Here is a 12,416-nt window from a genome sequence, read left to right on the forward strand (position 1 = left end):
AACTGATCCCCACCGCCGAAATGGTCGACGTGGCCGAGCGCCTCTACGGCCCCTATCGCTGGGGCCGCTACGACATCCTCGTCCTGCCGCCGTCCTTCCCGTTCGGCGGCATGGAGAACCCGCGCCTGACCTTCGCCACCCCGACCATCATCGCCGGCGACCGCTCGCTGGTCTCTCTGGTGGCGCACGAGCTGGCCCACTCTTGGTCGGGCAATCTGGTGACCAACGCCACCTGGGCCGACTTCTGGCTCAACGAGGGCTTCACCGTCTATTTCGAGAACCGCATCATGGAGGCGGTCTACGGTCCCGACCGCGCCCTGATGCTGCAGTCGCTGGGCTGGGGCGACCTGCAGTCGACCCTCGCCGACCTGCCGCCGGCCGACACCCGGCTCAAGCTCGAGCTCGCCGGCCGCGACCCCGACGAGGGCCTGACCGACGTGGCCTATGAAAAGGGCGCCGCCTTCCTGCGCACCATCGAGCGCATCGTCGGTCGCGAGCGTTTCGACGTCTGGCTCAAGGGCTATTTCGAGCGCAACGCCTTCCGGCCGATGACCACGGAACGCTTCCTCGAGGACATCCGCACCCACCTCGTCACCACGCCGGACCTGGAGCGGCAGCTGATGATGGAGGCCTGGATCTACCAGCCCGGCATGCCGTCGAACTGGCAGCCGCCGGTGTCAACCGCCTTCGTCCCCGTCGACGCCGCCGCCCGCGCCTTCTTCGCCGACAAGGGCCCGGCCTCGGCCATCCCCTGGTCCGGCTGGTCGACCCAGGAGCGCCAGCGCTTCCTCGCCTGGCGCCCGGAGAACCGGCGCGAGGGCGCCGACTGGCTGACGGAGGCCCAGCTCGCCGACCTCGAGGCGACCCTGAACCTGCGCGACGAGGGCAACGCCGAGGTGCTGTATTCCTGGCTGCAGATCGCGGTCCAGCACCGCTACCAGCCCGCCGTGCCGACGCTGGAGAAATTCCTCACCACCATGGGCCGGCGCAAATTCGTGCTGCCCCTGTTCGAGAGCCTGTGGGCCGAAGGCGACTGGGGCCGGTCCATAGCGACCCCGCTCTACGCCCGCGCCCGCCCCGGCTACCACCCCGTCACCACCAACTCGGTCGATGCGGTGGTGGGACGGCCGTAACAGGCCTTCCTTCTCCCCTTGAGGGAGAAGGTGCCCCCGGAGGGGGCGGATGAGGGGTGAGACACCCCTTCATCCGGTTCGCCGCTGACCGTCCCGTATCGGTGACGCGGATGCAGCCCCCTCATCCGGGCCTCCGGCCCACCTTCTCCCTCGCGGGGAGAAGGAATCGGAATTGCTGCGCTGCAAATCCGCCGCCCGCCATCAAACTTTTCACACCCAACCCGCTGTTTTCCCGTCACATCACCCCCGCGTCAGCGTCACGAACGCGCCGTAGGAAGACCCTCCCGTACAATCCTCCCCATCCCGTCGACGGGGAGGGCGTCGGATCCACGTTCTCGATGGCGGCGGGCTGTGGTCGAGCGATGAAGCCGGGGCGATGGAGAGTCCCGGGGGCCTCGCGGAGGTCGATGGATGGCCTCCCTTGCTCGCCGCGCGGCTTGAGGATCGGGCCGATGCCGCTACATGCGGTCACGTCCGACCCATGGCGAGGTCAGCAATGGCGCCGCCGTGTTCCGGTAAGGGCTCAATCGGCCCGCCAGCCGGAGGGTCGTGTGGAAATCGACCGCGCGGGACAGCCTGTCTCGTCGAAACGGTAAACTCATTCGCAACCGGGCGAGGCCCGGCTGTCCCGCTCTCTCCCCACACCGCTTCTTCCGAAGCGGCGCCTCACGCTGCCCGGTCTTTGACAATCACATCGCGCCGACCGCCTCAGGTGATCTGCTTGGACGCCGGCGGGTCGCTGGCGGGAAAGCTCTCCTCCAGGCTTTCGTCGACCAGGGCCTCCTGCCGGCTCTCGGCCTTGCGTTCGTCCTCGCGCAACTGGTCGGGCTTGCCCTCCGTGCGGGGCGCCTTGTGGGCATAGGGCTCATCGTCGGCCGGGGCCTGCTGATGATTGGGGTTGGGGGTGGAGGTCATGGCCACAAGCTCCTCAATTCTTCGGATGGTCTTCGTCGCCGTCGGGGCCGTATCCGAGGCCTGAAATGTCGTCGTCGGACAGGCGTTTGGCTTCCCAGTGGGCCGCGCTGGCCTGGGCCCCGCGCGAGTTCCGCATCAGGCCCGAATAGACCAGCTCGATCTCGTCCGGTCCGCTGACGCCCGAGCTCTCGCCGTCGATCTCGGTCAGGCGCTCGCCGTCGACGCCCAGCAGGGCGTCGGCCTCGGCCTCGATGCCCGAGGCCCCCAGCTCTTCGTCGAGGTCCTCGACGGCCTCTTCATCAAACTCTTCCTCGTCAGCGTCGCCGTCGGCCTGGGTGACGTCCAGGACGGGGTCCGCCTCGTCCAGCAGGATGTCCCCGTCGCCCTCATCGTCGATGTGGGTTTCGTCAAAGGTTTCAGACTGTTCCTGATCGTCGGCGTAGTCGTCGAGTCCGGGCATGGGAACCTCCCTGTTCGGAAGGTCAACGCCCCTGCGCTAGCGTGCGTTCCCGGCCGCGACCGCTTCCTCGAGCGCCGTGCCGATACGGGCGATCGCACCTTCCCAATCCGTGAAACCGTCGCGCCGGAAATAGCGGAGATGCGGATAGAAGGGGTATTTGTCCGTGCCCAGGTAGTGCCAGTCGTCGGGCGCCGAAATCATCCAGGCCGTGCCGCCGACCGCCGCCGCCAGATTGGTCCCGGCGATGCCCGGGCCGATGACGAGGTCGAGCGCCGCCGACAGCGCCGCCACGTCCTCCAGATCGTCTTTGAGGTCGATCGGCGGGGTCCAGATCGAGACCCCCGCCGCCTCGGCCGCCGCCAGATCGTCGGCGACGTCGCCGCACTGCAGGTTGACCATGACCGCGCCCGGGGTGGTCAGCACCGGCCGCCAGCGCTCGAAGCTGGAGAAGTAGCGGGCTCGAACGCCCGCCAGGACGAGGCTCTTCCAGTGCAGTCCGACCTTCAGCCCGGGCCCCAACTTCTCCAGTTCCGTCTTCCAGTAGGCCAGCTTGTCGGGGTCGGGGACCAGATAGCCGCGACGGTCCGGGAAGGCGTCGAGGGTCCGGCGGTAGACCGCCAGCAGCGAGGCCATGGGGATCCAGGCGTCGACGCCGTCGCCCAGTTCCTCGACGAAGGGCGCGTAGCGGGTGATCCGGCCGTCCAGCTTGACCGCCTTGTGGCCGCCGACGACCGCCGCCGGGAAGGTGCGCTGAAACAGGCCGACCAGCCGGGGTTCCACGGCCAGATAGACCCGCCCGTCCGGGCCGACCGCCTCGATGGCGTCGCCGACGCAGGTTCCGAACACCATCTCGTCGGCGATGCCCTGTTCGCCGACGATCAACAGCCGCTTGCCGCGGATATCCTCCGTCTTCGGGTTCCAGCGCGGCGCGTCGACCGCCACCCGCATGGCCTCGGGCATGTGCCGGTCCAGCCGGATCTCATAGGCCTCGAAGCCCTCGGGAATCCGGCCGAGGGACATCAGCAGCATGGCCCGCGCCATCTGCATCATGGCCCGCTCATAGGGACTGGCGGCCCCGGGCAGGGCGGCCTCGAGATCCTCCAGCGCCCCCAGGGCGTCGCCCAGCGGCTGGCGGGCGTTGGCGCGATTGTAGCGGGCCTTGGCGAAGGACGGGTCGTGCCGCAAAGCCTCCTCGAAGAAGGTCAGGGCCGTGCCCATGTCGCCCTGGTCGCTGAGCACGGTGCCGAGCGTGTTCCACAGCACCGGCGATTCGGGCTCGACGCCCAGCAGGGCCCGCAGCGTCTCCACGGCGTCGCCATAGCGCTTCTGGTCGCGCAGGACGCAGGCGAGATTGTTGGTCGCCTCGACGTGGCCCGGGTCGACGGCGAGGTATTTCAGCAGCAGCTTTTCGGCGATCTCCAGATAGCCCATCTGCTGGGCCAGCCGGCCGAGATCGTGGGCCACGTCGGTCTCGTTGGGCAACAACTTCAAAGCCGCCTCATAGGCCAGCAGGGCCTGCCCCAGGTCGCCGGACTTCTCACGACAGATGGCCAGCACATGCCACGCCAGGCCGTTGGTCTCGTCCGTCTTCAGCGCGTCGAGCGCTCGTTTGGCCCCCAGCTCGAACTCGCCCGCCCGGATGGCCGCCAGCGCGGCCTGCAGCGTCTCGAGCGCCTTGCGCTGGGCCTTCACCGCCCGCTTCGGACTGGCGAGCTGACGCGAGAGCTTGCGGATGGCTTCGGGAGAGGCCGAGTCGCCCGCGACTCCCTGGGCGGCGGGAGCGAACGCGTGAATCTGTTCGGGCGACAACTCGACGGCGGACATGCGGTGATCCTGCGGTGACCCGCCGACTGATGCCAGCGGGATCACAAGGGATGGTTAACCACGAATGTTTAACCTGCGTTCGTTCCCGGCTTCCTAACGTCGCCGTGCGCCTGTGAGGAGACGCCCCGAATGCCGCTGAAGCTGTCGCTCAAGCCCGGCGAAAAATTCGTCCTCAACGGAGCCGTCGTCCAGAATGGCGACCGGCGGGGCGTTCTGATCCTGCAGAACAAGGCGAGCGTCCTGCGCGAAAAGGACATCATGCAGCCCGAGGACGTGACCACGCCGGCGAGGCGGGTCTATTTCCCGGTCATGATGATGTACCTGGACGAGAGCGCGGCGCCCAAGCTGTACGATGAGTTCGCCCTGCGGCTGACGGAGTTCATGAGCGCGACGCGCAATCCGCAGGTGCTGACGGACTGCGTGGCGGCGTCGCGTTACGTGATGTCGCGCGAATACTACAAGGCGCTTATGGCGGCCCGGAAATTGGTGGATTACGAGGAAGGTCTGGCGAATGTCGCTTCAGGCATACAAGACCGCAGCGACGCGGGCTGAAAACCCGCGCGATATGGAGTACCGGCTGTTCGGGCAGGTGACCCGGGCGCTGATGCACGCCTCGACCGTGGACGCCAGCGATGTCGCCACGCGCATCGACGCCCTCGACTGGAACCGCCGGCTGTGGTCGACGCTGGCCACCGATTGCGCCAGCCCCGACAACGCCATGGACAAGTCCCTGCGGGCGCAGATCATCTCGATCAGCCTGTTCGTGAGCAAGCACTCGTCGGCGATCATGCGCGGCGAGGACGATTTCGAGGCCCTGATCGACATCAACAAGATGGTCATGCAGGGCCTGGCCGGCCCCGGAAACGCCGAGGCGGCCTGACGCCTCAGGGCCCCCAGATCGGCTGGGCGCCGAACCGGTAGCGCAGCGCGACCTGCCCGCCCCAGGACGTAGCCCGTCCCGACATCAGATCGACCTCACGCCCGTCGAAGTAGACCTCGTCCCCCGACTGGGGATTGTAGACCGCCCCGACCTCTTCCAGCGTGGTGACATGCGCGCCCAGGCCCAGCGAGAGGCGGGGCGAGACCCGATACTCCACGCCCAGCGCCAAGGTTCCCGTGATCCCGAATCCGTCGGCGGACCGGCGTCGCTCGATCACGAAATCCTGGTCCGACAGGGGGCCGAAATTCGCCCGGTTATGCTCCCGTGAGTCCAGTTCCGATTCCCGGAACAGTCCTCCGACTGATCCCAGGGCGTGCATCTCCCAGCGGCGGCCGAAGCGCCGACTCAGCAGTAGGCCGATACCGCCGCCGAAGGCCTGGTCCTCGATGGTCTGCATCCGGTCCTGCTCGACCCGGTAGACGAAGCCGCCCCCCGTGCCTTCGTAGAAATAGGACATGTCGTGCCGCGTCTCGCTGCGCAGATAGTCGGCGTAGACGAACGGGCGGACGGGTCCCTGAAAGGGCAGGAAGGCCTTGGCGTACAGGTGCCAGTAGTCCAGCTCCGTGTCGGTGACGTTTTGCGAGCCCCGGTCTCCGACGTTGAAGCCCGATGACCCGGCGGGCGAGAGGGCGTTGAACACGATGCCGGTGTCGATCCCCGTGCCGGCCGGAACCTCGCCCGCGGTCCCGCCGTCGCCCTGGCCGTACTCGAGCCCGACCAGGGTAGGATAGAAGCCGGACCACTGGAACGAGGCCTCGACCCCCAGCCGCCGGACCTCGATCTTGTCATCGGTCTCAAGGGCGAACCGTTCGTCTCCGCCGTAGGGACGCTGGAAGCCGATCCCGGTGACGGGAATTTCGATGGCCGCCCAGCCCGCCGTCGCCAACGCCCAGTCGGCGACCGTCGTCGGCAGCGCGGCGGTCCGGGGCGGGCAGGGGAAGGGGTAGCGCGGACGCTCGCGATACAGGCGTTCCAGTTCCGCGGCGTCCTGCGCCCGTTTGGCGGCGCTGTCGGCCCAGGCGGCGTCAACGGCCGTCGACCGGCGCTCCTGGGCCTCGGCCTCGTAGGTCCGGGCCAGCCAGCGCTCGCGCGCCGCGTTGTAGGCGGCCTCGTCGCAGACGGCGATGGCCGCGTCCAGGTCGCCCAGAAAGCGGCCGGACGCGTCGCCGGCGCGATGGTCATGAAAGCGATAGCCCCGCACCGTCACCGAGGGCGGCGGCGGCGGCCGGCCGGCCTCGCCCCCGGACAGCAGGTCGGTCGGCGGCTCGATCTCGTCGAGAATGCTTTCCCCCGACTCAGGCGCGGGCTCGGTCTGCAGCTGCAGGCTGGGCGGATAGCTCTCCTCCTGCATCGTATAGGTCTGGCAGGCCGCGAGCGGCAGGAAGGCGGCGCCGAGCAACAGGATCTTTCGCATGCTTCGCTCCCATCAAGGTCCGGCCAGAGAGGACCGTTCGGAGAGCCGGCGCGTCATCGGTTCTGATGACGCTGTTCGTCGAAGATGCTAGATTTCCGCAAGGCCCTGGCGGCCGGCTCTGTTCGGGGCGACGGAACCATGGGGCGGACCGACGAACTTCTGGACGTGATCGAGGCCATTCACGCCGCGGGGCTCGAGGACGGGCGCTGGCCCGACGCCCTGCGCTCGGTCACCCGGGTGGCCGGGGCCTCGGCGGCGTCGCTGGAGACCTATGACTACACGCGGCGCAGCCACCGCATGTGGCACGGGTACGGCAGCGAGCCCGAGATGATCGAGGCCTATCTGTCGTTTCACTCCAGCGACAATGTCTATGCGCCGGGACGCTCTCCCGGCCAGGGGACGCGAAAGTTTCCGCGAGGCCACGTCCTCGACGCGGCGGGGCTCGGCCGCGAGCCGTTCTACGCGGAATACATCACCTATACCGACCCGCGCTATTTCGCGGCCTGCATCCTCGACGAGGGCCGTGGTCCCGAAACCGTCTTCACCCTGACCCGCGATCCGTCCCAGGGCCATATGGAACGGCCCGACGTGGAGCTGTTCGGCCGGCTGATGCAGCACGCCCGGCTGGCGCTGCAGGTCTCCGCCCGGCTGGGCGAGGCGAGGGGTCAGGCCCGCTCCCTGACGCGGACCCTGGATCTCGTCAGCGGCGGCGTAGCTCTTCTGGATGAGGCGGGGGCCGTGCTCCACGCCAATGCCGCCCTGACCGAAATGGCGGCGCGCGGGGACGGGATCGGACTGGCGAAGGACGGCGTCAGGCTGGCGGCGGCGGGTGCGCGCGAACGCCTCGGCGAGGCGCTGGGCGCGGCGCTGGCGCTGGGGCGTGGAGAGGCGCTGTCGGCGCCCCGGCCGTTCGCGGTCGCGCGGTCATCCGGGGCGCTGCCCTATGTGCTGACCCTGCGGCCGGTGTTCCGGAACGAGGCGGGGGAGGAGGCCCCCGGCGCGGCGGCCGCGCTGTTCGTCCACGACCCCGATGCGCGGCGCGCGATGGGGACCGAAGGGCTGCGCGCGTTGTTCGACCTCACCGCCGCGGAGGCGAGGCTGGCCGAAGCCCTGATGCGGGGTCTGTCACCGGTTGATCACGCCCGCGACAGCGGCGTCAGCGTCAACACCGCCTACACCCACCTGCGTCGCCTCAAGGACAAGGCCGGCGCGCACAGGCTGCCCGAGCTGATCCATCGGCTGAACGAGGCGACCCCGATGCCGACCTTCTCCGGCGGAGACCCGGCGAGGCCCTGACGCCGGGCCGCCGTCAGCCGGCGCGGCGGATCAGTTCGTCGGCGAGTTCGGCCGTCAGATAGCCGTCCGCGAGTCGTCCCGTGGCCATCTGCCAGCGACGCAGGGCCGCGCGCGTATTGGCCCCGATGACCCCGTCGATGCCCTGGGTGTCGTAGCCCATGGCGGTCAGGGCGCGCTGGGCCCCGATGCGCTGGTCGCGCGACAGAGGGCCGTCGTCGGGCCAGGTTCCGACCAGGCCGGGCCGGCCCTGGATGCCGTCGGCGGTCAGGCCGATCGCCAGCGCATAGCTGACCGAGTTGTTGTAGCGCCGGATGACGTAGTGGTTCGGCAGGGCCAGGAAGACCGGGCCGCGCGCGCCCTGGGGCAGCAGTATGGTCGCCTCCTCGCGCGCCTCGGCCGCGTTGGGCGCCCCCCCGTGCGCCAGGGTCACGCCCTTCGCGGCCCAGTACGACCACGGATGACGCGGTCCCTCGGCTTCCGAATAGTCGAAATTCGACGGCAGGCGGACCTCGTAACCCCAGCTCTGCCCGCGCTTCCAGCCCGCCTGGGCCAGCAGGTTGGCGGCCGAGGCGAGGGCGTCGGCGTCCGAGCCCCAGATGTCGACCTTGCCGTCTCCAGTCTCGTCGACGCCGAGGCGCAGATAGTTGTCGGGCATGAACTGGGTCTGGCCCATGGCTCCGGCCCAGCTTCCCTTCAGACCCGCGCGGTCGCGGCGGCCGTCGACGACAATGTCCAGCGCGTGCTTCAGCTGGGCCTCGGCCCAGTCGCGGCGGCGGCCGTCATAGGCCAGGGTCGCCAGCGAGCGGATGACATCATGGTCGCCCTGGATCTGGCCGAAGGCGGACTCCTGGGCCCAGATGGCCACCAGAATCTCGGACGGAACGCCATAGCGCTGGACCACCGACCACGGCACCCGGTCGGTGCGCTGGCGGGCTTGGGCGATCCGGGTCGGGGTGACGGCGTTCTGGATATAGGCGCCGGCGGGGCGGCTGAACTCGGGCTGGTTGCGATCGAGGCGGACGACGGTGGGGTCCGGCGTCAGCCCGGCCAGTTCGCGCTCATAGGCGTCCCGGCGGGCCCCGGCGTGCCGGGCGAGAAAACCCTGCTTCCAGCCGTCGAAGCCGGCCTGGTCGACCGGCGGCGGCGTGGGCGCGGGTATCGGCGGCGCCGGGGTCGGATCGGGCTGGACCGGCGCGGGGGCCGGCGCCGGCGCGACGGGCGGAGGCTCCGGCAGCATGGGGGCGCAGGCGGCGACGGAGGCGATGAGAGTGAGGCGAAGGCTGAAGCGCATGATTTCCAAGCTAGTCTCCCCGGCGGCCGGGGCCTCATAACAAGTCCGCGAGTCGGGATGGATGCCTACAGCGCCCCGGTGGAGAAAGCGTTGCCGTGGGATTCCCCGTTCAGCGTCATTAACCTTCAATCTAGTTGGCGGAGTAACCCATCCGGGCGTAAGAACCGCTGCTCTCTGAGACCGATACGGCCTGGTGGCGGAGGGGCTACGCGTCGGGCGTGCAAGCCCGAAGACCCTCCGTTCGACCCGGAGGCCAGGCCTCCATTCGCGGATATGCGGGACCGGTCATGCCCCGGCGCCGCGGAATGACCGTTAGGGCGACGGGTCTCCATGGGCTATACAGGGCCGATGGCAGGGATAAGGCTTTCGCTTCGCGAGCCTCGCAGCGCCAGGAAGGGCCGATATGGCTCCCCCCACAAGCGATGATGTCGGCGCCGCGCTGGCGCTGGCCGTCATCGGCGCCTCTCAGGCCCCGCTGCTTCTGCTGGACGGCGAATTCCAGGTGATTGCGGCGAGCGACTCCTTTGTCAGCCTGTTCGGCATGGAATCGGTCCCGGTCCGGGGGCGATCGCTCTTCTCCCTGGGCGCGGGCGAATGGAATATGCCCCGGCTCCGCTCCCTGCTGTCCGCCGTGGGCTCCGGCGAGGCGCATGTGGACGCCTATGAGATCGACATGGTCGGCCCGGGCAACCGGCTCCGCCATCTGGTCCTGAACGCCCGGCGTCTGGAGTTCGTCGAGGCCTCTTCCCTGCGAATCCTGCTGACCGTCGTGGACGCCTCCGCGGCCCGGGCGGCCGAGAAGCTCAGGAACGACCTGATCCGGGACAAGGAAATCCTCTTGCAGGAGCTTCAGCACCGGGTCGCGAACAGCCTCCAGATCATCGCCAGCGTCCTGTTGCAGAATGCGCGCAAGGTCACGTCCGAAGAGAGCCGGATGCACCTGCGGGACGCCCACCAGCGCGTCATGTCGGTGGCGGCGATCCAGAAGCAGCTGGCCGCGTCGAGCCTCAGCGAGGTCATCATCAAGCCGTATCTGGCCCAGCTCTGCCAGAGCATCGGCGCCTCGATGATCGACGACCACGACCGGCTCTCCATCGAGGTGAACGGCGATGGAAGCGCGGCGAGCGGCGATGTCTCCGTCAGCCTGGGCCTGATCGTGACCGAATTGGTCATCAACGCCCTGAAGCATGCCTTTCCGGAAGGCCGGCCGGGGGTGGTCACCGTAGATTACCAGTCCGGGTTCGACGGCTGGACCCTGTCCGTCTCGGACGACGGCGTCGGCATGTCGGCGGCGAACGACGCGGCCGGCCTCGGCACGGCCATCGTCAACGCCCTGGCCAACCAATTGTCCGCCACGATCACCGTCACCGACCTGGAGCCCGGCACGGGCGTCTCCGTGGTCCATACCAAGCCCGTCGGTACGGCGAAGAAGGCGGATCACGCCAACATCCGCGCCGTCTGAGGCCGGCGCCGGACCGGGGCGAACGCCGCGCCGCCGATGCCCTGTCCCGGCTGGTTGACGAAGCCGGCGAGCGTCTCTATACGCACCGCTCCGCCGCAGGTTCGTCCCGCGGCTTTTCTGTTTTGCTTTGCCTCAGGACGACGACCATGAAGGTCCGCAGCTCGCTCAAGTCGCTCAAGGGTCGCCACCGCGACTGCAAGGTCGTGCGCCGCAAGGGCGTGGTCTATGTGATCAACAAGACCGACCCGCGCTTCAAGGCGAAGCAGGGCTGATCCTGCGCTCAAGCAGGCCGCGACTGCGTCGCGGCCGGTAGCGCACAAAGGATGGTCTATCCACAGGTCGCGGGCTTTGTCCGCGGCCTTTTTCGTGCCTGATGTTGAGCCGGCCGGGCAGGCATGGTTAGCGTCCGGCCTCTGTTCCCGTCCGTTATTTCAGGAGTCCGCCCGTGGCCGACGACGCTTCCTTCGACGCCAGCCCCGACGTCCTGACCTCGGCGGCCCAAGGCCGGCTGCGCACCGTGATCGAGCGCCTCGAGCGCCTGGAAGAGGACAAGGCCGCGGTCATGGCCGACATGAAGGAGGTCTTCGCCGAAGCCAAGGGCGAGGGCTACGACGTCAAGATCCTCCGCAAGGTCATCCGCATCCGCAAGCAGGACAAGGCCAAGCGCCAGGAAGAGGACGCCATCCTCGACCTCTACATGTCCGCCCTCGGCGAGATCTGACACTGAAGCGAACCGGCTTCGGCGGGGGGAAGGGCGGCGGTTCGAAGAAGCCGCCCTCCAGTCCGTTCGAGGCCGAACGCAAGGCCGCCCAACGGGCGGCTCTCAATGCTCTCCGTCGCGCCAGACGCGCCGCCGAAAAGGCCGGTGTCGCCCTGTCCGAATGGGAGGGCGAATTCCTCGATTCGGTGTCGGAGCGGGTCAAGACCCACGGCCGCGCCTTCGGCGATCCCGAACTGGGCGCGCCCGGTCAGGCCCTGTCGTCGATGCAGGGTCGCAAACTCAAGGAAATCGCCGCCAAGGCGAAGGGCGAGGAACCGAAGCGGCGCTGGGGGCGCAAGGCCCCCAGGCCTTCGGACGACTGATCAGAACAGGATCTTGCGCAGCGAAAGGCTGATGCTGCGGCCCTCGGGATCGAGATAGTCCGGCTGATAGTTCAGCGGCGTGTCGCCGGCGCTGCTGGTCACCTCGGTGCGGCTGTCGAACAGATTGTTGACGCCCAGCTGCAGTCGGGCGCCCTTGAGCCAGGAATACCTCTCGACCCAGCTCGTCTGGGCGCCGAGATCGATGAACAGGTTCAGGTTGACCGTGGTCCGGCCCGAGAAATTCAGGTCGGGTCCGGTTCCGCCGTCGACCCGGGTGCCGTCGGTCCAGTTGGCGCGGAGGAAGGCCCCCATGCCGTCCTTGAACACCCCGCCATGGGCCTGGATCTCGTGACGCGGGCTGCCGCCGCGGCCGGAGGTGGCGGCGCCGTCCAGCAGGTCGAGGATCGGCAGGCCGTCGGCGATCAGGATCTCATCCTGGACCCGATAGGTATGGTAGATCGAGACGAAGTAGCGACCCTGTCCGGGCTGCATGCCGCCGCGCCCGCCGCCCATGCGAACCGCCGGGCCGCCGCCGCCGCGGCGACCGCCGCCACGCGCGACGACCGGACCGCCGCCGGGGGGCGGAGCGGCGCCGTCC

13 protein-coding genes and 1 pseudogene are annotated in these 12,416 nt (G+C 68.9%); 8 read left to right on the forward strand and 6 right to left on the reverse strand.

The window, feature by feature from the left end:
- Window positions 1-1,133: leukotriene A4 hydrolase C-terminal domain-containing protein (locus RDU12_RS05760; protein WP_308684248.1), on the forward strand; the 1,133-nt coding region annotated here is incomplete at its 5' end.
- A 708-nt stretch (window positions 1,134-1,841) separates the two neighbouring features.
- Here the strand turns inward: RDU12_RS05760 and RDU12_RS05765 are convergent.
- The 3 genes from RDU12_RS05765 to RDU12_RS05775 are packed head-to-tail and all read right to left on the reverse strand — an operon-like array spanning window position 1,842 to window position 4,332.
- Window positions 1,842-2,048, reverse strand: coding sequence for a hypothetical protein (locus tag RDU12_RS05765; protein ID WP_300290137.1), 207 nt, complete (start codon window positions 2,046-2,048; stop codon window positions 1,842-1,844).
- Window positions 2,049-2,061: 13 nt separating this feature from the next.
- Complete coding sequence (locus RDU12_RS05770) at window positions 2,062-2,508, reverse strand: hypothetical protein (RefSeq protein WP_300290136.1); 447 nt, start codon at window positions 2,506-2,508, stop codon at window positions 2,062-2,064.
- Window positions 2,509-2,544: 36 nt separating this feature from the next.
- Window positions 2,545-4,332, reverse strand: a complete 1,788-nt coding sequence (locus tag RDU12_RS05775) for a tetratricopeptide repeat protein (protein ID WP_300290135.1) — start codon at window positions 4,330-4,332, stop codon at window positions 2,545-2,547.
- Between the two features lie 129 nt (window positions 4,333-4,461).
- Here RDU12_RS05775 and flbT point away from each other — a divergent pair, with 129 nt between their 5' ends.
- Window positions 4,462-4,884 carry a flagellar biosynthesis repressor FlbT gene (gene flbT, locus RDU12_RS05780; RefSeq protein ID WP_300290134.1) on the forward strand — a complete coding sequence of 141 codons (423 nt, stop codon included), beginning with the start codon at window positions 4,462-4,464 and terminating at the stop codon, window positions 4,882-4,884.
- The gene (gene flaF / locus RDU12_RS05785; RefSeq protein ID WP_300290133.1) at window positions 4,844-5,212 is read left to right on the forward strand and encodes a flagellar biosynthesis regulator FlaF; all 369 of its coding nucleotides are present in this window, start codon (window positions 4,844-4,846) and stop codon (window positions 5,210-5,212) included. The genes flbT and flaF overlap by 41 nt, the downstream gene beginning before the upstream one ends.
- Window positions 5,213-5,216: 4 nt before the next feature.
- Here the strand turns inward: flaF and RDU12_RS05790 are convergent, their stop codons facing one another.
- Window positions 5,217-6,686, reverse strand: a complete 1,470-nt coding sequence (locus RDU12_RS05790) for a hypothetical protein (protein WP_308684249.1) — start codon at window positions 6,684-6,686, stop codon at window positions 5,217-5,219.
- An 84-nt stretch (window positions 6,687-6,770) separates the two neighbouring features.
- On the opposite strand from RDU12_RS05790, the gene RDU12_RS05795 reads away from it, so the two are divergent.
- Window positions 6,771-7,982, forward strand: a complete 1,212-nt coding sequence (locus tag RDU12_RS05795; protein WP_308684250.1) for a hypothetical protein — start codon at window positions 6,771-6,773, stop codon at window positions 7,980-7,982.
- A 13-nt stretch (window positions 7,983-7,995) separates the two neighbouring features.
- On the opposite strand, the gene RDU12_RS05800 is transcribed toward RDU12_RS05795, so the two are convergent.
- Entirely contained in the window at window positions 7,996-9,273 is a 1,278-nt protein-coding gene (locus RDU12_RS05800) for a lytic murein transglycosylase (RefSeq protein ID WP_300289211.1), read from the reverse strand.
- A gap of 403 nt (window positions 9,274-9,676) precedes the next feature.
- Here RDU12_RS05800 and RDU12_RS05805 point away from each other — a divergent pair, with 403 nt between their 5' ends.
- From RDU12_RS05805 to RDU12_RS05820, 4 genes are all read left to right on the forward strand, one after another.
- Window positions 9,677-10,735 carry a sensor histidine kinase gene (locus tag RDU12_RS05805; RefSeq protein ID WP_300289210.1) on the forward strand — a complete coding sequence of 353 codons (1,059 nt, stop codon included), beginning with the start codon at window positions 9,677-9,679 and terminating at the stop codon, window positions 10,733-10,735.
- A 146-nt stretch (window positions 10,736-10,881) separates the two neighbouring features.
- Entirely contained in the window at window positions 10,882-11,007 is a 126-nt protein-coding gene (ykgO, locus tag RDU12_RS05810) for a type B 50S ribosomal protein L36 (RefSeq protein ID WP_168044709.1), read from the forward strand.
- Between the two features lie 173 nt (window positions 11,008-11,180).
- Window positions 11,181-11,456, forward strand: a complete 276-nt coding sequence (locus tag RDU12_RS05815) for a DUF2312 domain-containing protein (protein WP_168044708.1) — start codon at window positions 11,181-11,183, stop codon at window positions 11,454-11,456.
- A gap of 2 nt (window positions 11,457-11,458) precedes the next feature.
- Window positions 11,459-11,818, forward strand: coding sequence for a hypothetical protein (locus tag RDU12_RS05820; RefSeq protein ID WP_300289212.1), 360 nt, complete (start codon window positions 11,459-11,461; stop codon window positions 11,816-11,818).
- On the opposite strand, the pseudogene RDU12_RS05825 reads toward RDU12_RS05820, so the two are convergent.
- Window positions 11,819-12,416, reverse strand: a pseudogene (locus RDU12_RS05825) (TonB-dependent receptor); the annotation flags it as partial. It abuts the gene before it with no gap.

The organism is Brevundimonas sp. (assembly GCF_031082345.1).
GTDB lineage: Bacteria > Pseudomonadota > Alphaproteobacteria > Caulobacterales > Caulobacteraceae > Brevundimonas.